Origin of the sequence: Pseudomonas sp. CK-NBRI-02, from assembly GCF_008124495.1 — a bacterium.
Taxonomy (GTDB): domain Bacteria; phylum Pseudomonadota; class Gammaproteobacteria; order Pseudomonadales; family Pseudomonadaceae; genus Aquipseudomonas; species Aquipseudomonas guariconensis.
In genome coordinates, this window is record NZ_VSJH01000030.1 from 65,299 (window position 1) to 86,028 (window position 20,730).

19 protein-coding genes and 1 other RNA gene are annotated in these 20,730 nt (G+C 62.5%); 11 read left to right on the plus strand and 9 right to left on the minus strand.

Annotated features, from left to right (window positions below):
- Positions 1 to 62: 62 nt before the first annotated feature.
- A complete protein-coding gene (gene recN / locus DQ397_RS17870; protein WP_043210122.1) occupies positions 63 to 1,736 on the plus strand; it encodes a DNA repair protein RecN in 1,674 nt (557 codons plus the stop codon).
- A 131-nt stretch (positions 1,737 to 1,867) separates the two neighbouring features.
- On the opposite strand, the gene fur is transcribed toward recN, so the two are convergent.
- Positions 1,868 to 2,272: a ferric iron uptake transcriptional regulator gene (gene fur / locus DQ397_RS17875; RefSeq protein WP_043210124.1), complete on the minus strand. Its 405-nt coding sequence runs from the start codon at positions 2,270 to 2,272 to the stop codon at positions 1,868 to 1,870.
- A gap of 97 nt (positions 2,273 to 2,369) precedes the next feature.
- Here fur and DQ397_RS17880 point away from each other — a divergent pair, with 97 nt between their 5' ends.
- The gene (locus DQ397_RS17880; protein WP_043210127.1) at positions 2,370 to 2,900 is read left to right on the plus strand and encodes an outer membrane protein assembly factor BamE; all 531 of its coding nucleotides are present in this window, start codon (positions 2,370 to 2,372) and stop codon (positions 2,898 to 2,900) included.
- A gap of 90 nt (positions 2,901 to 2,990) precedes the next feature.
- On the opposite strand, the gene DQ397_RS17885 is transcribed toward DQ397_RS17880, so the two are convergent.
- On the minus strand, positions 2,991 to 3,299 hold the full coding sequence (locus DQ397_RS17885) for an RnfH family protein (protein WP_043210129.1): 309 nt from the start codon (positions 3,297 to 3,299) through the stop codon (positions 2,991 to 2,993).
- Positions 3,292 to 3,726 carry a type II toxin-antitoxin system RatA family toxin gene (locus DQ397_RS17890; protein WP_043210130.1) on the minus strand — a complete coding sequence of 145 codons (435 nt, stop codon included), beginning with the start codon at positions 3,724 to 3,726 and terminating at the stop codon, positions 3,292 to 3,294. Before DQ397_RS17890 ends, DQ397_RS17885 begins: the two co-directional genes overlap by 8 nt.
- Before the next feature lie 163 nt (positions 3,727 to 3,889).
- Between DQ397_RS17890 and smpB the strand changes: the two genes are divergently transcribed.
- Positions 3,890 to 4,372, plus strand: coding sequence for an SsrA-binding protein SmpB (gene smpB / locus DQ397_RS17895; protein ID WP_043210132.1), 483 nt, complete (start codon positions 3,890 to 3,892; stop codon positions 4,370 to 4,372).
- Between the two features lie 114 nt (positions 4,373 to 4,486).
- Here the strand turns inward: smpB and DQ397_RS17900 are convergent, their stop codons facing one another.
- Positions 4,487 to 5,254: an FCD domain-containing protein gene (locus DQ397_RS17900; RefSeq protein WP_043210135.1), complete on the minus strand. Its 768-nt coding sequence runs from the start codon at positions 5,252 to 5,254 to the stop codon at positions 4,487 to 4,489.
- Positions 5,255 to 5,508: 254 nt separating this feature from the next.
- Here DQ397_RS17900 and DQ397_RS17905 point away from each other — a divergent pair, with 254 nt between their 5' ends.
- The 5 genes from DQ397_RS17905 to ssrA all read left to right on the plus strand — a co-directional run bounded on the left by DQ397_RS17905 (position 5,509) and on the right by ssrA (position 12,226).
- Positions 5,509 to 7,179: a lactate permease LctP family transporter gene (locus DQ397_RS17905; RefSeq protein WP_043210136.1), complete on the plus strand. Its 1,671-nt coding sequence runs from the start codon at positions 5,509 to 5,511 to the stop codon at positions 7,177 to 7,179.
- 63 nt (positions 7,180 to 7,242) lie between these two features.
- On the plus strand, positions 7,243 to 8,388 hold the full coding sequence (gene lldD / locus DQ397_RS17910; RefSeq protein ID WP_043210138.1) for an FMN-dependent L-lactate dehydrogenase LldD: 1,146 nt from the start codon (positions 7,243 to 7,245) through the stop codon (positions 8,386 to 8,388).
- Between the two features lie 72 nt (positions 8,389 to 8,460).
- Complete coding sequence (locus tag DQ397_RS17915) at positions 8,461 to 11,271, plus strand: FAD-binding and (Fe-S)-binding domain-containing protein (RefSeq protein ID WP_043210140.1); 2,811 nt, start codon at positions 8,461 to 8,463, stop codon at positions 11,269 to 11,271.
- Positions 11,272 to 11,451: 180 nt separating this feature from the next.
- Entirely contained in the window at positions 11,452 to 11,745 is a 294-nt protein-coding gene (locus DQ397_RS17920) for a hypothetical protein (RefSeq protein ID WP_043210142.1), read from the plus strand.
- 89 nt (positions 11,746 to 11,834) lie between these two features.
- Positions 11,835 to 12,226: a transfer-messenger RNA gene (gene ssrA, locus DQ397_RS17925) on the plus strand.
- A 197-nt stretch (positions 12,227 to 12,423) separates the two neighbouring features.
- On the opposite strand, the gene gabP is transcribed toward ssrA, so the two are convergent.
- From gabP to DQ397_RS17950, 5 genes are all read right to left on the minus strand, one after another.
- Positions 12,424 to 13,818, minus strand: coding sequence for a GABA permease (gene gabP / locus DQ397_RS17930; RefSeq protein WP_043210144.1), 1,395 nt, complete (start codon positions 13,816 to 13,818; stop codon positions 12,424 to 12,426).
- A gap of 393 nt (positions 13,819 to 14,211) precedes the next feature.
- Entirely contained in the window at positions 14,212 to 15,222 is a 1,011-nt protein-coding gene (locus DQ397_RS17935) for an NAD(P)-dependent alcohol dehydrogenase (RefSeq protein WP_043210147.1), read from the minus strand.
- Positions 15,223 to 15,287: 65 nt separating this feature from the next.
- Positions 15,288 to 15,878, minus strand: a complete 591-nt coding sequence (locus DQ397_RS17940) for an HAD family hydrolase (protein WP_043210149.1) — start codon at positions 15,876 to 15,878, stop codon at positions 15,288 to 15,290.
- Entirely contained in the window at positions 15,875 to 16,744 is an 870-nt protein-coding gene (gene tesB, locus DQ397_RS17945; RefSeq protein WP_043210152.1) for an acyl-CoA thioesterase II, read from the minus strand. Before tesB ends, DQ397_RS17940 begins: the two co-directional genes overlap by 4 nt.
- A gap of 95 nt (positions 16,745 to 16,839) precedes the next feature.
- Positions 16,840 to 17,409, minus strand: coding sequence for a GNAT family N-acetyltransferase (locus DQ397_RS17950; protein WP_043210154.1), 570 nt, complete (start codon positions 17,407 to 17,409; stop codon positions 16,840 to 16,842).
- 168 nt (positions 17,410 to 17,577) lie between these two features.
- On the opposite strand from DQ397_RS17950, the gene DQ397_RS17955 reads away from it, so the two are divergent.
- The 3 genes from DQ397_RS17955 to DQ397_RS17965 all read left to right on the plus strand — a co-directional run bounded on the left by DQ397_RS17955 (position 17,578) and on the right by DQ397_RS17965 (position 20,720).
- Complete coding sequence (locus DQ397_RS17955; RefSeq protein ID WP_043210156.1) at positions 17,578 to 18,267, plus strand: histidine phosphatase family protein; 690 nt, start codon at positions 17,578 to 17,580, stop codon at positions 18,265 to 18,267.
- A gap of 147 nt (positions 18,268 to 18,414) precedes the next feature.
- On the plus strand, positions 18,415 to 19,329 hold the full coding sequence (locus DQ397_RS17960) for a histone deacetylase (protein ID WP_043210167.1): 915 nt from the start codon (positions 18,415 to 18,417) through the stop codon (positions 19,327 to 19,329).
- A gap of 149 nt (positions 19,330 to 19,478) precedes the next feature.
- Entirely contained in the window at positions 19,479 to 20,720 is a 1,242-nt protein-coding gene (locus tag DQ397_RS17965; protein WP_043210168.1) for a TIGR03862 family flavoprotein, read from the plus strand.
- Positions 20,721 to 20,730 lie beyond the last annotated feature (10 nt).

Genomic DNA, 20,730 nt, shown 5'->3' on the forward strand with positions numbered 1-20,730 from the left:
TTGTCAGTCCGACGAAAAGCACTGTATAAATAAACAGACATGACCCTTCGGGAGCCGCCCTCATGCTGGTGCACCTGTCCATTCACAACTACGCCATCGTCGAGCACCTCGACCTCGAACTTGCCCGCGGCATGAGCGTGATCACCGGCGAAACCGGCGCCGGCAAGTCGATCATGCTCGACGCCCTGGGCCTGGCCTTGGGCGATCGCGCCGACAGCGGCGTGGTACGCCCTGGGGCAGACAAGGCAGACATCCTCGCCACATTCGACCTGGACGAGATTCCTGAAGCCCGTGCCTGGCTGGCCGAGCGCGACCTGGACAACACCGGTCCCTGCATCCTGCGCCGGGTCATCACTGCCGAAGGACGCAGCCGCGGCTATATCAATGGCACCCCTTCCCCCTTGGGCGATCTAAAGGCCCTGGGCGAACTGCTCATCGATATTCATAGCCAGCACGAACACCAGTCTCTGTTGAAAACCGACACCCATCGTCGCCTTGTGGACGAGTACGCGGGCGCCATCGACCTGGCCCGTCAGGTACAACTGGCTGCCCAGCGCTGGCGCCAGACCCGCCAGGAGCTGGAGCGCCTGTCCAACTCCGGCGACGAGCAACGCGCCCGTCACCAATTGCTCAGCTATCAACTCGAAGAGCTGGACAACCTTGGCCTGGGCGAAAATGAACTGGAGCAACTGGAACAGGAACATAAAAGCCTGACCAACGCCGAGGCCCTGTTCGGTATCTGCCGCCAGGTGATCGACCATTGCAGCGAAAGCGATTCCGGCAATGTGCTCAGTGCACTGACCACCAGCCTCAATCGCCTGACCGCCGTCGCCAACGCGCCCAAAGCGCTGGGCGAGGCCGCCAATCTAATCGCCAGCGCACAGATCCAGGTCGAGGAAGCCGTGGGCGAACTCAACCGCTTCCTCGATCACTTCGATGCCGACCCCATGCGCCTGCAAGCCCTGGAGGAACGCCTCGACACTATCTACACCCTGGCACGCAAGCACCGCGTGCACCCGACCGAGCTTCCTCACCTGCAACAGCGCTTGATGGACGAGCTGGAAGGGCTCAACGCCAGCGACGAATCGATCGAGCGCCTGGGCGAGGAACTGGCCGCCTATGCCCAGCATTACCAGACCAAAGCCCTCGAGCTCAGTGCGTTGCGCCAGCAGGCGGCCAAGCAGCTCGCCACGGCCGTTGAACAGGAGATCCAGCGCCTGGGCATGCCCGGCGGGCGTTTCTGTATCGAACTCACGCCCTATGAAGGCAGCGAGCTTTCGCCCCATGGTCTGGAGGTGGTCGAGCTGCTGGTGAGCGCCAACCCGGGCCAGCCACTCAAGGGCTTGGCAAAAGTGGCGTCAGGCGGCGAGCTGTCGCGGATCAGTCTGGCGATCCAGGTGATCACTGCGCAAACCTCGCGCATCCCCACCTTGGTGTTCGATGAAGTGGACGTTGGAATCGGCGGCCCTACCGCAGAAATTGTCGGCCAGCTGTTACGTCGGCTGGGCGAGCGCGGCCAAGTCCTGACCGTGACCCACCTGCCCCAGGTCGCAGCCCAGGGGCACCATCATCTGTTCGTGCACAAGGTACGCAACAGCGATACCACTCATACAGCAGTGGCCAACCTGGGCAAGCGCGAGCGGGTCGAGGAGGTGGCGCGGATGTTGGGCGGCATCGACCTCACCAAGGAATCGCTGGCCCATGCGCGCAAGATGGTGGTCACAGGTAAGGCCTGAGTTGTTCGGCTTCAATTAAGGCGCAGCGCTGACGGGATCGGGCCTATGTATGAATAACAACGAGATCCCCCGCAACCTAAAAACAAAAGGCGACCCGAGGGCCGCCTTTGTTTTGTTAACGATATAAATCGTTACTTTTTCTTGCGCACATAGAGGACCAGGTTATGGTCAACCAGCTCGTAGCCGTGCTGGGCAACGATCTCTTTCTGGCGCTTTTCGATCTCTGTATCCACGAACTCGATGACTTCACCAGAGTCCACGTTGACCATATGGTCGTGGTGGCCGCCGTCAGCCAGCTCGAAGACCGCATGACCGCCGTCGAAGTTGTGGCGAACCACCAGACCCGCCGCTTCGAACTGGGTCAGTACGCGATACACGGTTGCCAGACCGACGTCTTCACCGGCTTCCATCAGTGCCTTATAGACGTCTTCGGCGCTCATGTGGCGCTGCTCCGTGGAGTCGAGCATCTGTAGAATCTTGACTCGAGGCAGGGTCACCTTGAGACCGGCTTTGCGCAATTCGCTATTTTCAACCATGGTCAGCTTTCTCGCCGATGCTGCTTCGCAGCTTCTCTTAATACGGGTATGATCGGGGTTTACGTTGTCCAGCCAAGATAGTGGAAGTCGCCCACCGATGCAAAACACCAAGCTCTTGCTAACCAGCCTCACCCTAGTGGGACTGCTCGCACTCGCCGGTTGCTCGTTTCCCGGGGTTTACAAAATCGACATCCAGCAGGGCAATGTCGTTACGCAGGACATGATAGACCAATTGCGCCCCGGAATGACCCGCCGCCAAGTAAGGTTTATCATGGGTAACCCACTGATCCAGGACACGTTCAATACCAATCGCTGGGATTACCTCTACAGCCTGCAGCCTGGCGGCGGCCAGCGTCAGCAAGAGCGCATGAGCATTTTCTTCAACGACAGCGATCAATTGGTCAGCCTGTCCGGCGACTTCATGCCAGGCGTGAGCCGCGACCAGGAAATCCTCGGCGGCAGCGGCGACACCACCGTCAGCCCAGCCACTCAACCGGCCCAGCCAAGCCAACCGGAAGAAAAACCGGCCAAGCCAGGCTCGTTGGAAGAATCGATCCAGAAAGAAATCGACACTATCGAGACCACGCCGGTCCCGACACCAGCACCGCTGGAAACCTCCCCGCAATAAGCGCGGCGAGACAAAAAAGCCCGGGCAATGCCCGGGCTTTTTATTGCCTGATCGACTTAAGGACCACTGTGTGCCCAATAAGTATCAGGCCTATCCCTGCCGCGCAGCTCTCGCCTTGGCGGCACGCAGCTTGCGCACTTCCTTCGGATCAGCCAACAACGGCCGGTAGACCTCCAGACGATCCCCCTCCTCGACCTGATGCGCAAACGGATCATTCACCACCTTGCCGAAGATCCCCACCGGGCAAGCCTCGACGTCCAAGCCCGGCACTTGCTCGGCGAGCCGAGAGTGGAGCAACGCCTGATGTACGGTTGTGCCTGCGGGCACCACGCACGTCAGCAGCCACTGACGCTCGGCAGTGGCGTATACGACCTCGATGTTCAGGTTTGCCTCAGCCATTGAGTTGCTTGGCCCGCTGGCAGAATGCATCGACCAGCGTGTTGGCCGCCTGGTTGAACAGAGGGCCGAGGGTAGCGCGCACCAGAGGGCCGGCATAATCGAAGGACAGGTCCAGGCTGATCTTGCAGGCCTTATCGCCCAATGCCTTGAACACCCACAGGCCATGCAACTGGGTGAACGGCCCTTCCTCCAGATTCATTTCGATCGACTGCCCAGGTACCAGCACATTACGTGTGACGAACTGCTGGCTCATGCCGCCCTTGGCCACTTCCAGCTTCGCCCGCATGTGCGTGTCGCTGGCTTCGATCACGGTCGAGGCCGAGCACCACGGCAGGAATTTCGGGTAGCTGGCCACGTCATTCACCAGATCGTAGAGCGCCTGGGCAGGGTACGGCAGCAGGGCAGAGCGTTGAATATGGGTAGTCATCCAGGCGTCACTTCCAAGGCAGGGCGGCAGCGCTTTCTAAGCACATCGAAAACAATTCCCTTCGAGGGAACAGGCCCTGCATTGTCCGGGATTCATCCTACAGGCTCAAGCACACCTAAACCCCGTAGCCGCCGACGCAGCGACTGCCTATAATGCGGCCCCTATGGCTAAGCAAAAGAAACATCCGACCGGGACCATCGCGCAAAACAAAAAAGCGCGACACGATTACTTCATCGAACACAAGTTCGAGGCCGGACTGGTCCTGTCCGGTTGGGAAGTAAAGAGCCTGCGGGCCGGCAAGGCGCACCTGACCGACAGCTACGTGCTGCTCAAGGACGGCGAAGCCTGGCTGTTCGGCAGCCACATCACCCCGCTGACCACCGCCAGCACCCACGTCATCGCCGACCCCACCCGCACCCGCAAGCTGCTGCTGAACAAGCGCGAGCTCGAACGCGTGGAGGCTGCCGTGGCACAGAAGGGCTACACCTGCGTAGCCCTCTCGCTGTACTGGAGCAAGCACCTGATCAAGTGCGAAATTGCACTGGGCAAGGGCAAGAAGGAGTTCGACAAGCGCGACACCCTGCGCGAGCGCGACTCCAATCGCGAGATCCAGCGCACGATGCGCAACAAGGGCAAGGGCGAGTAAGCCCTCCCTGCCTGTGCAGGTCTATTCGCGGGTAAACCCGTTCCTACAGGGACAGCGACGGCGACCCTGTAGAAGCGGGTTTACCCGCTAAACGCCTACACAAAGCAACCCATCTCAACGCCCGCTGCGTCGCTCTGCGCGTGCTACACGCTGGGCCTCCTGCTGCGCTTCTTCGAGCACTTCCTGCACGTACAGAATGTGCCGGCTCGAGACCTCCCGCGCATCGTCTGCCCTACCCTCGATGATTGCCCGATACAACTCGCGATGCTGACTGATCAGCATGTCGCGGGTCTCGCTGCGCTGTTGGTACATACCGCCGATATTGGTCACCACGTTGCGCTTGAGCAGGTCGAACAAGCCGCGGATGGTATGGAGCAGCACTGCATTGTGACTGGCCTCGGCGATCGCTAGGTGAAAACGCGCATCGGCCGCCCCCTCCTCCGCCCGACTGACCTCGTCGACACGGGCATAGCAGTCCTGCAGCGCATCGAAGGCAGCCTTGAGCCGCTCACGGTCAGGCTCCGTGGCCCGCTGGGCCGCATAGTAGGCACAGGAAGCCTCCAGCGTATGGCGAAACTCCAACAGGTCGCGCTGAGCCTCGGGGTTGCGCTCGAGCAGCTGCAGCAACGGATCGCTGAACGTTGACCCCAGCGCCTCGGCCACATAATTGCCACCGCCCTGGCGACTGACCAACAACCCTTTAGCCACCAGCTTCTGGATCGCCTCGCGCAACGAAGGCCGGGATACGCCAAACTGCTCCGCCAACACGCGCTCGGCCGGCAGGCGCTGCCCTGAGGTCAGCGTACCTTCGAGAATCATCCCTTCCAACCGATCGACGATGTCGTCGGACAGGCGCCGTTGGCGGACCTGATCAAAAACCATCACATGCTCTCCACAATCCCCACGCACTTAGGGGGGCGTCCATTCTCGCCGATCCACAGCGTATCGACACCCATCAGTTGACGATTTCCCCTGCCCATCAGCCGGCCATTCATCGGCATCCGACCAAAGTTTTGCCCAGGACAAATTGACACAGCCTCGATAGCGCTTTTAACCTAGCGACCAGTCATTGTAAATTGGTATTACCAATTATCCAATGCCAGTGCCTGACCAACAACAATTAGGGGCCACCCCATATGCAAACCTGGCAACAACTCTATAGCCCGCTTGGTAGTCTTGGCCTGTCCGCGCTGGCGGCGGTCATTCCCATCGTGTTCTTCTTCCTGGCCTTGGCGGTGTTCCGCCTCAAAGGTCATGTCGCCGGCAGCATCACGCTGGCCCTGTCGATTCTGGTTGCGATCTTCGCCTTCCAGATGCCTGTCGACATGGCCCTGGCCGCTGCAGGCTACGGCTTCCTCTACGGCCTGTGGCCGATTGCCTGGATCATCGTTGCCGCGGTGTTCCTCTACAAACTCACGGTCAAGAGCGGCCAGTTCGAAGTGATCCGAAGCTCCGTGCTGTCGATCACCGATGACCAGCGCCTGCAGGTGTTGCTGATCGGCTTCTGCTTCGGCGCCTTCCTCGAAGGCGCGGCCGGCTTCGGTGCCCCGGTGGCCATCACTGCCGCGCTGCTGGTGGGCTTGGGCTTCAACCCGTTGTATGCTGCCGGCCTGTGCCTAATCGCCAACACCGCCCCGGTGGCGTTCGGCGCCCTGGGCATTCCAATCATCGTCGCCGGTCAGGTCACCGGAATCGACGCCTTCCACATCGGCGCCATGACGGGCCGCCAGCTGCCACTGCTGTCGCTGTTCGTGCCCTTCTGGCTGGTATTCATGATGGATGGCCTGCGCGGCGTGAAGGAAACCTGGCCAGCCGCCCTGGTGGCCGGCCTGAGCTTCGCCATCACCCAGTACTTCACCTCGAACTTCATCGGCCCTGAGCTGCCGGACATCACCTCGGCACTGGCCAGCCTGATCGCCCTGACCCTGTTCCTGAAAGTCTGGCAGCCCAAGCGCGCCTTCGCCGAAGCCAAAGGCAGTGTCGGCGCGGCCGTGGTCAGCAGTGGCGGTAGCCAACCTTCGCCATACAGCTTCGGCGAGATCTTCAAGGCCTGGTCACCGTTCCTGATCCTGACCGTGCTGGTCACCATTTGGACCCTCAAACCGTTCAAGGCAGCCTTCGCCCCGGGCGGCGCGATGTACAACTTCGTGTTCAACTTCGCCATCCCGCACCTCGACCAGTTGGTGATCAAGACCGCGCCGATCGTCACCGCGCCGACCGCCATGCCGGCGATCTTCAAGCTCGACCCGATCTCCGCCACCGGCACAGCGATCTTCCTCTCGGCACTGACTTCGATGTGGGTCCTCAAGATCAACGTAAAAACTGGTCTGACCACTTTGAAGGAGACGTTCTGGGAGCTGCGCTGGCCGATCCTGTCGATTGGCATGGTCCTGGCCTTCGCCTTCGTCACCAACTACTCGGGCATGTCCTCGACCATGGCCCTGGTGCTGGCCGGTACGGGTGCTGCATTCCCGTTCTTCTCGCCGTTCCTGGGCTGGCTGGGTGTGTTCCTGACGGGCTCCGACACGTCGTCCAACGCCCTGTTCAGCTCACTGCAGGCCACCACCGCGCACCAGATTGGGGTCAACGACACCCTGCTGGTGGCCGCCAACACCAGCGGCGGCGTGACCGGCAAGATGATCTCCCCGCAGTCCATCGCCGTGGCCTGCGCCGCCACCGGGTTGGTGGGCAAGGAGTCCGACCTGTTCCGCTTTACCGTCAAGCACAGCCTGTTCTTCGCCACCATCGTCGGCCTGATCACCCTAGTCCAGGCCTACTGGCTCACCGGCATGCTGGTTCATCACTAAAGTGAAAGGTGCCGGGCGCCTTGGCGCGCCCGGCAACGATCCCCACCCACGCTGCGAGAATCCATGATCATTTCCGCCTCCACCGACTATCGCGCCGCGGCCCAACGCAAGCTGCCTCCGTTCCTCTTCCACTACGCCGACGGCGGTGCTTACGCCGAATACACCTTGCGCCACAACGTCGAGGATCTGGCCAGCATCGCCCTGCGCCAGCGCGTATTGAAGAATATGTCCGAGTTGAGCCTGGAAACCCGGCTGTTCGACGAAACCCTGAGCATGCCCGTGGCCCTGGCACCGGTTGGTTTGACCGGTATGTACGCGCGCCGTGGCGAGGTCCAGGCCGCACGGGCGGCGGCGGCCAAGGGCATTCCCTTTACTATGTCGACGGTCTCGGTGTGCCCCATCGAAGAAGTTGCCCCGGCGATCGACCGGCCCATGTGGTTCCAGCTTTATGTCCTCAAGGATCGCGGCTTCATGCGCAACGCCCTGGAGCGGGCCAAGGCCGCTGGGGTCAAGACGCTGGTGTTCACCGTCGACATGCCGGTGCCCGGCGCCCGCTACCGTGATGCCCACTCCGGCATGAGCGGCCCGAACGCGCCGCTGCGTCGCATCTGGCAAGCGATGACTCACCCGCAGTGGGCGTTGGATGTAGGCCTGCTGGGCCGCCCACACGATCTGGGCAATATTTCGAAGTACCGCGGCAACCCCACAGGCCTGGCGGACTACATCGGCTGGCTGGGTGCCAACTTTGACCCGTCCATTTCCTGGAAGGATCTGGAGTGGATCCGAGAGTTCTGGGATGGCCCGATGATCATCAAGGGCATCCTTGATCCCGAGGATGCCAAGGACGCAGTGAAGTTCGGTGCCGACGGCATCGTCGTCTCCAACCACGGCGGCCGCCAACTCGACGGGGTACTGTCCAGTGCCCGCGCCCTGCCGGCGATTGCCGACGCGGTCAAAGGCGACATCAAGATCCTCGCCGACTCCGGTATCCGCAATGGCCTGGACGTGGTGCGCATGATCGCTCTGGGCGCTGACACTGTGCTGATCGGTCGCGCCTTCCTCTATGCGCTGGCCACCCATGGCGAGGCCGGGGTGAAGAATTTGCTCGATCTGTTCGAGAAAGAAATGCGCGTGGCCATGGTGCTTACCGGTGCCAAATCCATCAGCGAAATCACCCGCGATTCGCTGGTCCGCGAACTGGGCGCCTGACGCCTGCACGAAATTGCCTGATTGACCGGGGCACGCAGCGCGACAGACGCTGTGGCCCCGAGAGGAGATTGCATGACTTTGCCCGCCGCGTTCCTGCGAGATGCCCAGCGCCTGATTCCCGCCGAGCGCCGCTTCGATGACCCGACCTCGACCCTGGCGTTCGGCACCGACGCCAGCTTCTACCGGCTCATCCCAAAGCTGGTGGTGCGCGTCGAATCCGAGGACGAGGTGGTGGGCCTACTGCACCTGGCCCAGCGCGACCGTGTGCCGGTCACTTTCCGGGCTGCAGGCACCAGCCTGTCCGGCCAGGCCATCAGCGATTCGGTGCTGATCGTTCTAGGCGATAACTGGAACGGTCGTCAGATCCGTGGCCAGGGGGAGCAGATCCGGCTGCAACCCGGCGTCATCGGTGCCCAGGCCAACGCCTGGCTCGCGCCTTATGGACGTAAGATCGGCCCGGATCCGGCCTCGATCAACGCCTGCAAAATCGGCGGCATCGTCGCCAACAACGCCAGCGGCATGTGCTGCGGCACCGCTCAGAACACCTACCACACCTTGGCCGGTATGCGCATGGTGCTGGCCGACGGCACCTGTCTGGACAGCGAGGACCCGGCCAGTGTCGCTGCCTTCAGCCAAAGCCACGCGCCGTTGCTGGACGAACTCGCCCGCCTGGGCCGCGAGACCCGGGCCAACACGGCGCTGGCCGAGCGCATCCGGCACAAGTACCGGCTGAAGAACACCACCGGGCTGTCACTCAACGCTCTGGTGGACTACGACCAACCGCTGGATATCCTCCAGCACCTACTGGTCGGCTCCGAAGGCACCCTGGGCTTCATCAGCGCGGTCACCTACGACACCGTGCCCGATCACCCGCACAAGGCCAGCGCCCTACTGGTCTTCCCCTCGGTGGAAAGCTGCTGCCGCGCCGTGACCGTGCTCAAGCCACAGCCGGTGTCCGCCGTGGAGCTGCTTGACCGGCGTAGCCTGCGTTCGGTGCAGGACATGCCCGGCATGCCTGCCTGGGTGAAGGGGCTGTCGACCAATGCCTGCGCCTTGCTGATCGAGTCCCGCGCCGCCAGCCAGAGCCTGCTCCACGAGCAGCTCAGCCAGATCATGGCGGCCATTGCCGAGTTCCCCCTGGAGCAACGCGTGGATTTCAGCGAAGACCCGGCGGTGTACAACCAGCTGTGGAAGATCCGCAAGGACACCTTCCCCGCCGTCGGCGCGGTGCGCCAGACCGGCACGACGGTCATCATCGAGGACGTGACCTTCCCCATCGAGCAACTGGCCGAGGGTGTCAATCGCCTGATCCAGCTGTTCGACAAACACTGCTACGACGAGGCGATCATTTTCGGCCACGCCCTGGAAGGCAACCTGCACTTCGTCTTCACCCAGGGCTTCAACAGCCCTGAGGAAGTGGCGCGCTACCAGGCCTTCATGGATGACGTAGCACAACTGGTGGCCGTGGAGTTCGGCGGCTCGCTCAAGGCCGAACACGGCACCGGACGCAACATGGCGCCCTTCGTGGAGCTCGAATGGGGCCAGGACGCCTATCAGTTGATGTGGCAGCTCAAACGCCTGCTGGACCCCAACGGCATCCTCAACCCCGACGTGGTGCTCAGCGAAGATCCAGATATCCATCTCAAGCACCTAAAGCCCCTCCCTGCAGCCGACGAGATCGTCGACAAATGCATCGAGTGCGGCTTCTGCGAACCGGTGTGCCCCTCCAAAGGGCTGACCCTGAGCCCGCGCCAGCGCATTGTCATGTGGCGTGATATCCAAGCCAGGACCCGTGCTGGCCTCGATACTCGGGAGCTACTGAAAACCTATCAGTACCAGGGCGTTGATACCTGTGCTGCCACCGGCTTGTGCGCCCAGCGTTGCCCGGTGGGCATCAATACCGGTGAACTGGTGAAGAAACTGCGAGGCCAGGCTGCCGCACATGGCCAGGCCGCCAACTGGCTCGCAGAACACTTCACTACCGCTCTGCGCGGCGCTCGACTGACCCTGGCCGCCGCCAACGGTGCGCGCAAGCTGCTCGGCGCCCCACGCCTGAGCCGCTTGAGCGCCTCCCTGCGCAAAGCCAGCAATGGGCGCCTGCCCCAATGGACCCCCGCCATGCCCCAAGCGGTTCGCGCCGTCGATATTGCGCCGGCAAGCCATGATGCTCGTCCACGGGTGGTCTATCTCGCTGCGTGCGTTTCACGGGTGATGGGGCCGTCAGCCGGGGATCGAGAGCAAAGCTCGCTGCTGGATAAAACCCGCGCACTGCTGGAAAAAGCCGGCTATCAGGTGGTGTTCCCCGAGAACGCCGACAGCCTGTGCTGCGGCCAGCCCTTCGCCTCTAAAGGCTATGCCGAACAGGCCGAGCACAAGCGCCAGGAACTGATCAACGCGCTATTGCACGCCAGCCGTGGCGGCCTCGACCCGATCTACTGCGACACCAGCCCCTGTACCCTGCGCCTGGTCCAGGATTTGGCCGATACCCGCCTGGACCTGTACGACCCGGTGCGCTTCATTCGCACTCACCTGGTCGAGCGCCTGACGTTCACTGCGCAGGACGAGCCCGTCGCTGTGCATGTCACCTGCAGCACCCAACATCTGGGCGAAAGCCAGGCGCTGATCGACCTGGTGCGTCTGTGCAGCAAGCAGGTGGTGATCCCCGAGGGCATCCATTGCTGCGGTTTCGCCGGCGACAAAGGCTTCACCACACCGGAACTGAACGCCCACTCGCTGCGCAGCCTGAAAGATGCCGTGCAGTACTGCAGCGAAGGCATCTCCACCAGCCGCACCTGCGAGATCGGTCTGTCCAGCCACAGCGGCATCGACTATCACGGGCTGGTCTATCTAGTGGACCGCGTCACGCGAGCGCGCAGCCTTTAAGGCCGCCAGGGCGGCCTGACTGCCTCTCACGGGTAAACCCGCCCCCCTGTGGGAGCGGGTTTACCCGTGACGAAAACACCCGGCAGCAACAGTACTACCCATCAAATGGAACCCAGGCAAAACCTGCGCAGTCCACCGTTACAGGCCCACCTTCCAGAGGCCATCACGAGGAGACACCCCATGAAAGGTACTGCGCTTTCCGCCCTGTTCGCGGCCGCAACCCTGCTGGCCTCGCCGGTGTTCGCCGACGAAGACCTCTGCGCCATCAACCTGCAAAAAATCGACGACAACATGGCCACCCTCGGCACGACCTCCGAAGGCTTGGACAAAGCCATCACCGAGCGCGTCGACAAGGCCAAGGCCGCCCAGGCTTCCGGCGACACCAAGGAATGCATCGCCATCACCAGCCAGGTACTCGAACGCATGGAAAAAACCGAGAAAGGCAGTGGCTCCAGCAGCGGCAGCGGCTCCTGACGCGCAATCGGCGCAGCTGTCGACGCCGGGCGTGCAAACGCGTATACTGCACCCACGTGTCGAAAGGCACGTCAGCTAGAGCTGAGTGTGGGGCCGATTAGGATTCGACGCCGGTATCGAAACTCTAGGTGCATGCCGAGTTGGTAACAGAACTCGTAAATCCACTGTTGCAACTTTCTATAGTTGCCAATGACGAAAACTACGAGGGCTACGCTCTCGCTGCGTAAGCAGCTGAGCCCGCTCTCCTGGTAGCTTCGGCTCCAGCAATCACCAGGGGATGCCTGTAAACCCGAAGTGATTGTCATACAGAACAGGATCGCCGCGTAGTACGTTGTGGACGAAGCGGCTAAAACTTACACAACTCGTCCAAAGCACCCTGCCCGTCGGGCGGCTGCGGATTAACTCAATAGACACGGCTAAGCATGTAGTACCGACAGCGGAGGACTGGCGGACGGGGGTTCAAATCCCCCCGGCTCCACCAGACACACAAAAGGCACCTGATCACCCAGGTGCCTTTTTTTATGCCTGCACGACGGCTACCGGTCAGCCTTCGGCCTGATCCTTCAGATCATCCACGATCGCTTCGTCGTTGTCGGACATCGCATCCTGCGTGTCTTGCGGCTGCCAAAGCGGGAGCAGCGGCGGCGATGCCATCGAAGCTCCCGCTCGGACTTTGGATCAACCCATCGAGCGCACGCCCACTTCCTTGCGGGCCTGTCCACGGGTTGTGACGATCCCCAGGAAGGAAATCACCAACGCCAGGCTAAGGGTTGCCGTCACCTCGGCACGGTGTTCTTCGGTGAACATCATCACGCCCAAGGCACAGGCGATGAAGATGATCACTGCCCAGGTCAGGTACGGGAACAGCCACATGCGGAACTTGAGCTCGGTGCTCTCGCGTTCCAGACGGCGGCGCATGCGCAGCTGGGAAATGGCGATGACCATGTACACCAGCAATGCGATGGCACCGGAGCTGGCGAGCAGGAACTCGAACACGCCCTTTGGCGCGAAATAGTTGAGGATGGCAATGGCCGCACCGATCAAGGTACTGCCGAACACTGCGGCACGAGGTACGCCGACGCTGTTGGTCTTGTTCAGGATCGCCGGGGCATCACCGCGCTTGGCCAGGGAGTACATCATCCGCGAGGCGATGTAGATCGAGGAGTTCATGCAGCTGGTCACAGCCACCAACACCACCAGGTCGACCATGAAGGCTGCATTGGGGATGTTCATGATTTCCAGGGCACGCTGATAGGAGCCCACCACGGCCAGTTGCGGATCGTTCCACGGCACGACGGAGATGATCACGAAGATCGACAGGATGTAGAAGGTACTGATCCGCCAGATCACCGAGCGGGTGGCCTTGGCGATGTTGCGCGATGGGTCGCTGGATTCGGCAGCGGCAATGGTCACCGCCTCGGTGCCGATGAAGCTGAACATCACAGTGATGAAGGCGCCGACTACGGCGGACCAGCCCTTGGGCGTGAAACCACCGTGCTCGGCCATCAGCGTGCTCAAGCCGCTGACTTCGCGATTGGGCAACCAGCCCAGTAGAGCGGCGAATCCAAGACCGATGAAACCGAGAATGGCCGTGACTTTGAGAATCGCGAACCAGAACTCGAACTCACCGTACTTGGCCACGCTGAACAGGTTGGTGCCGGCCAACAGCACGACCGAAAGCAAGGCGAAGATCCAGCTGTCCACTTGGGGGAACCAGGCATTGAGCACGTGCCCGGCGGCCAGGGCTTCGATCGGGATCACCAAGACCCAGAACCACCAGTACAGCCAACCGATGGTGTAGCCGGCCCAGCGGCCGATGGCCTGTTCGGCGTAAGTGGAAAAGGAACCGGTGTCAGGATGGGCGACCGCCATTTCACCGAGCATGCGCATGACCAGAACCACCAAGGTCCCGGCCACGAAATAAGAAAGAATGGTTGCCGGCCCGGCTGCCGCGATGGCATGCCCTGAGCCTACGAAAAGTCCGGCACCGATGATGCCTGCGATGGACAGCATCGTTACATGACGTGGCTTGAAACCTTGTGCAAGGTTGCCATCAGATCCCACGGTGTTCATTGATCTTGTTCTCTTTTTGCTGACACAAGGAAAGGACGGGCAGAGGTAGGCGAACAACTTCTCCTTTGAAAGAACAGTGACACGGCGCATCGCTTACGTGTGTTGTTGAGGTTTTCACGTATCCAGGGCGATGCACCCACAAAATGCAGGGACCACTTTAAGCGGGGGTGGTCGACCAAAAAATGCTCGAAAACGCCCCGCAACTGCTCGATCACGACATGGTGTTTCCATCCATGCCATGGCCAGTAGATTGCCACCTATGTTTGCACAGAATCGCTCTGGAACGGTCGTTCCAGCGCAACAGGGTAGCGCCATCGTAGGTCTTGAAAACGGCGCGGAAGCTGTGGGAGCGGGTCTACCCGCGAAGGGCCGCACCAGCGGCCCCCGACCCGCTCAATAGGTCAGGCAGATCTTGCCGAAATGGCGGTTGCTTTCCTGGTAGCGGAAGGCCTCGACGATCTGCTCGAGCTCGAAGTGCTTGTCCACCACAGGACGCAGGCCGTTGCCGTCGATCGCCCGGATCATCGCCTGTTGTTGGGCACGACTGCCCACCAGCACACCTTGCAGGCGGATCTGGCGCACCAGCGCCTGGACCAGCGGCAACTGACCGGCAACGCCGGTGAGGATACCGATCAACGAAACGTGTCCGCCGATACGCGCAGCGATCATCGACTGTTCGAGGGTGGCCGGCCCGCCGACTTCGATCACATGATCGACACCGCGGTTATCCGTGAGCTCACGTACCTTCTGGCCCCATGCAGGGGTACTGCGGTAGTTGATCAGATGATCGGCGCCCAAGGCTTTTAGGCGCTCGAGCTTGGCATCGCTGGAGGAGGTGGCGATCACCGTGGCTCCGGCCAGCTTGGCGAACTGCAAAGCGAAGATCGACACACCACCGGTGCCCTGTACCAGTACGGTGTCGCCCGGCTTGAGGTGGTCATCGCTCATCAGCGCGCGCCAGGCGGTAAGACCGGCGGTGGTCAGGGTGGCCGCCTCGGCGTGGCTGTAGCCTTTGGGCGCCAAGGTGAAGGCGGTGGCGCGGGCCGTCACCTGCTCACGGGCGTAGCCATCGATACCATCGCCGGGCACCGTGGCGAAGCCTTCCACGTTCGCCTGACCATCGAGCCAGTCGGGGAAGAACGTGCTCACCACCGAGTCCCCCACCTGGAACTCGCTGACACCCGGCCCGACCGCGACCACTTCGCCCGCGCCGTCGGCCATTGGGATGCGTCGTTCGCTCGGCCCCCACATGCCGCTGACCACGGCGAAATCATGGTAATTGAGCGAGCTGGCGTGCAGGCGCACGGTGATTTCGCCAGCCTGCGGCGCGCGCGCCTCGCTGGTCCCTACCTGGACGTTGTCGTAACCGCCACCGGGTTGCACATAGATGGCCTTGTTGCTCATCACAAAGTCTCCTTGAGGGATCGAAAAACCAACACTGCAGATTAGACCGGTCTGGACAGGCAGGGTCAGCCGAGCAACGACCTCAGGGCGCGGCAATCGGCGGCATGCCAGTCCGCCAGTTCCGGCCAGGGGTTGTCCGGCAGATTGACCAGGACCGTGCGCGCCCCTGCGGCGCGGCCGCAATCCAGGTCGAAACGATAGTCGCCAACCATCACCAGCGAAGCCGGAGAAACGTCCCAGGCTTGGGCGATCTTCAGCAAGCCGTCGGGGCTAGGCTTGGGCGCGGCTTCGTCACGCCCGAGGATGTGTTCGACAGCAAAGCAGTCGGCCAGGCCGATGGCCTCCAGAGTGACGTGCGCCAGCTCCCGTGCATTGCGGGTCAGGATGGCCAGTTGGCAACCCCGTCCGGCCAGTTCGCGCACCAACTCCACCGCCCCTTCAGCCGGCTTGGAGGCAATCGCCAGGTCGCGCTCGTGCTCAAGCAGCCAGGCATGCTTGGCCGCGGCCTCCTCGGCCGGCAAGGCCGCCAGGTGGGTAAGGATGTCGTGCTCAGGCGGTATGCCCAGCGCCTCGCGAATCGCCGCGAAATCGTGCACCGCCACCGTGAGCGTGCCGTCCATGTCGAACACCCAGTGGCGAATGCTGCCCAGGCTCATGCCCAGTCCTCACGATGGCGGATCAAGCCCTCTTGGGCCGACGACGCCACCAACTGGCCGGCGCGGTTGAAGATGCTGCCGCGGTTGAAGCCACGGGCGTTGCCCGCCCAGGGGCTATCAGTGGCGTACAGCAGCCACTCATCGGCGCGCAGGTTGCCGTGGAACCACAGCGAGTGATCGAGGCTGGCAATCTGCATGTCCTTCTGCCACACCGATTTGCCATGGGGCAGCAGCGAGGTGGTCAGCAGGCCAAAGTCCGAGGCGTAGGCCAACAGATATTTGTGCAGGGCCGGCATATCCGGCAGCTTGCCGTCGGCACGGAACCAGGCGTATTTGATCGGATCGCCCGGCTTGGGGTTGAACGGATCGCGTTCGGTGACCGGGCGAATCTCGATGGGCTTGGCGCACAGCACCTTGTCGCGAATGCGCTCGGGCAGATGTTCGGCCATGGCGCTCGCCAGCTCGACTTCGCTGGGCAGGTTTTCCGGCCCGACCACATCGGGCATTGGCGCCTGGTGCTCGAAACCACCTTCGTCGTACTGGAACGAAGCGCTGCACGTGAAGATCGGGTGCCCTTTCTGGATCGCCGTCACCCGCCGGGTGCTGAAGCTACCGCCGTCGCGCACGCGATCGACCGAATACACGACCGGCATGCTGGCATCGCCCGGACGCAGGAAGTAGCCGTGCAATGAATGCACATGGCGCGCCTCTTCGACGGTCTGGCTGGCCGCCGACAGTGACTGGCCAAGCACCTGTCCACCGTACAACTGACGGAAGCCAAGGTCCTGGCTGCGACCTCGGAACAGGTTTTCTTCGATGGACTCGAGGCTCAGCAGGTCGACCAAGTCGTCCAATACATGGCTCATGGGGGATTCTCCTAGCAAGGCATCACGGCTCTACGGCGCTCTCATGCGGGCAAATGATACAGGGTTTGTCATTCGCACCCTGCATGGCGTGCCATTCAGCCACGCAAGGTCTGTTGCCACCGCGCGCGATCGATGCGGTACAGCACATGAGGGCGCAGGGGGTGGCCGGCGGCCAGGCGGGGATGCTCGAAACTGCCGGCAAGGTCCTGGACCATGCCGATGGCCTGCATGACCTTCTGCGACGGCAGGTTGCCCTCGGCAGTGAACGACACCACTTCATCCAGGTGCAATTGGGCGAAAGCACAACGCAGGCAGGTCCACGCCGCCTCGCTGGCAAAGCCCAGGCCCCAATGACGCCGCGCCAGGCGCCAGCCGATCTCCACGGCAGGGCCGAAAGGGGCGTCGAAATTGACATTGAGCAGCCCCGTCATGCCGATGAAGGCGCCGCTGTCCTTACGCTCCAAGGCCCATAGGCCAAAACCGTATTCATTGAAATGCCCACGTATCCGCCCGATCAGCGCCGCGGACTCAAGGCGCGTCATCGGTGCCGGAAAATAGCGCATCACCTGCGGGTCGGCGCACAGCGCGGCGAACTCACGCAGATCGTCGTCCTGCCATTGGCGCAACACAAGCCGTGCGCTTTCCAGTTCGAGGATAGGGGTCATCAGGGTGCTCCGAATTCGCGGTCATGCATTGTAAAGCGTAGGCGCCAGCGCGCCGTTGGCACTGTGAATGCAATTTTCACACGCACTTCACCGGCCTCCAACAGCCCGCTTTGCACAATGCCGCCATACGCCGCGGCCCACGGCTGCGTCCTGTCATTGGAGTCAAGCATGCACCCGAGCAACACCTTGCAAAACCCCGCCGTACACACGCCCCCCAAACGACGCCGTTACTTACGCAAGGCAATTGCCGCAGCCGCAGGCCTGCTGTTGACGCTGGCCGGCCTGACCACCTGGCTTTCGACGAGGACGCACATCGTGGACCTTGGCAACAAGCAACAGCTGAGCGACAGCGGGCTGCTGCAGGATTGGGCGCAGGGAACGGTGATCGTGATGATTCGCCACGCCGAGCGCTGCGACAGCGCGCCCGGCCCGTGCCTGGACGACCCGACCGGGATCACCGTCGCCGGTAGCCAGGCTGCGATGCGCGTCGGTCAAGGCCTGCAGCAACTGGGCCTGGGTACCGCCGATCAGTACAGCAGCCCCAAGCTGCGAACCCGCCAGACCGCACACTTCATTCTCGGCCAGGCCGTGCCCAGTGAAGACTGGCTGGAAAACTGCGACAGCCAGTTTCCTGCCGAAGCCCTCGCCCGCAAGCGCCCTGGTCATAACTTGGTGCTGGTCACCCACAACGGCTGCATCGATCACTTCCAGCGTCAATTGCATGTACTCGGGGGAGAACGCGAAAGCGGCTATGCCAGCGCCCTGTTCGTCTCGGTGGACAGCAACGGCAAGGCGCGGATCCTTGGACGCATGAACGAGCCCGACTGGCAGCGGGTGCTGGCCAGCGCCGGCAAGTAGTGCGCGGCGACCTTACGATCGCCAGCGACTGGATACATCGCCTGGACACTGAGCCGGCGGTGTCTGGCTACGCACCGTCTGCCCGCGATGGCGTCCCACTGCGACTGCTGGCAAGATCAATTCTTGGCCCTCACCGCGATTCCTTCCATGCCGTTGCCGCTGATCTACCACGACGACTACAGCCCGGACTTCCCACCCGAGCATCGCTTCCCCATGGATAAGTTCCGCCTGCTGCGCGATCACCTGGTCGACAGCGGCCTGGTCACGGACGAGCAATTGCTGCGCCCGGACATCTGCCCCAACGACATCCTCGCCTTAGCCCATGACCGCAGCTACATCGAGCGCTACATGCAGGGCGAGCTGTCCCGAGAAGACCAGCGACGCCTGGGCCTGCCCTGGAGCGAGGCGCTGGCCCGGCGTACGGTACGGGCCGTGGGCGGCTCGCTGCTGACCGCCGAAATGGCCTTGCGCGATGGCATCGCCTGCCACCTGGCGGGTGGCACCCATCATGCCCACTACGACCACCCGGCAGGGTTTTGCATCTTCAACGACCTGGCGGTGATCAGCCGTTACCTGCTCGAGGCCGGGCGGGTGCATCGGGTGCTGATCTTCGACTGCGACGTGCACCAGGGCGATGGCACCGCACGCATCCTCCACGACACCCCAGAGGCGATCACCGTGTCGCTGCACTGCGAGCAGAACTTCCCAGCGCGCAAAGCCCAGAGCGACTGGGATATCCCCCTGCCCCGCGGGATGGGCGACACGGCGTACCTGAAGGTCGTGGATGACGCGCTCAACTACTTGCTGCCGCTGTACCAGCCCGATCTGGTGCTGTATGACGCCGGTGTGGATGTTCACAAGGACGATGCCCTGGGATACCTGCAACTGACCGACGAAGGGCTGGCCGCCCGGGATGAACGCGTGATGCGTCATTGCCTGGGCCGGGACATTCCAGTGGTCGGCGTGATCGGCGGTGGCTACAGCAAAGACCGCGAAGCCCTAGCCAGGCGCCATGGCATTCTTCATCACAGCGCGGCGCGGGTGCTGGGTTGTGCACAATGACTGTGGAACCGCCTGTGGATAACCTGCGGGAAAGCCTCTGCAGGCCTTTAACCGTCTGACCCACAAGGACCTGATCATTTTCTGATCAGTGCTTGGACAGGCCTCGCTGGGGTAGAATGCCGGCTCTTTTCCACAGCCTGCCGCCCACCATGCCCGATCAACATCACGCCTCCCCTCCCCTCGTCGCCGTCATCGGTGGCGGCCCCGCCGGCCTGATGGCGGCCGAGGCATTGGCCAATGCCGGCCTGGCGGTGCAGGTCTTCGATGCCATGCCATCGGTGGGCCGCAAGTTCCTGCTGGCCGGCGTTGGCGGCATGAACATCACCCACTCCGAGCCTTATCCCGCATTCATCTCCCGCTATGCCGAGCGTCAGGACAAAATCGACGCGCTGCTACACGACTTCGATGCCGACGCCCTGCGCCAGTGGATTCACGGCTTGGGCATCGACACCTTTGTCGGCACCTCAGGTCGGGTGTTCCCCCGGGACATGAAAGCTGCACCGCTGCTGCGCGCCTGGCTCAAGCGCCTGCGCGAGCGCGGCGTGGTTATCCACACCCGCCACCGCTGGTTAGGCTGGAACAGTGACGGCACCTTGCGGATCGCTTATCCACAGGGCGAGCTGCAGGTGCAAGCCGATGCCGTGGTGCTGGCCCTGGGTGGCGGCAGTTGGGCGCGCCTGGGCTCCGACGGTACGTGGCAATCGTTGCTGGCTGAGCGGGGTGTGGATATCTCACCGCTGCAACCGAGCAACTGTGGTTTCGAGGTTCAGGGCTGGAGCCAACTGCTCAAGGACAAGTTCGCCGGCGCACCGCTGAAGAATATTGCCCTGAGCGTACCCGGCAGCGCCCCGCGCAAGGGCGAGTTCATCCTCACCGCCCAAGGCGTCGAAGGCAGCCTGGTATATGCCTGGTCAGCGGCGGTGCGCGAGGCCATCAACCGAGATGGCCGGGGCAGGCTGCTGCTCGACCTGCTGCCGGACCGCCCTGTGGATAAAATCGTCCAGGCCCTGGCCAAACCCCGTGGCTCTCGCTCGATGGCCAAGCACCTGCAAGGCCAACTGGGCATCGAGGGGGTCAAGGCAGCATTGCTGCGGGAGCTGACCGATCAAGCGACCTTCGCTGATCCCCGAGCGCTGGCGCGGGCGATCAAGGCCTTGCCGATCGAATTGGTGCGGCCAAGGCCATTGGATGAGGCGATCAGCAGCGCCGGTGGCGTGCGCTTCGAAGCGCTGGACAGCAGTTTGATGCTCAAGCAACTGCCGGGGGTTTTCTGCGCAGGGGAGATGCTCGATTGGGAGGCGCCTACCGGCGGATATCTGCTGACGGCCTGTTTTGCCAGCGGATTGCGGGCAGGCAAGGCGGTGGTGGATTGGCTGGCTCGGTGTCGTTGAAACGTTGAGG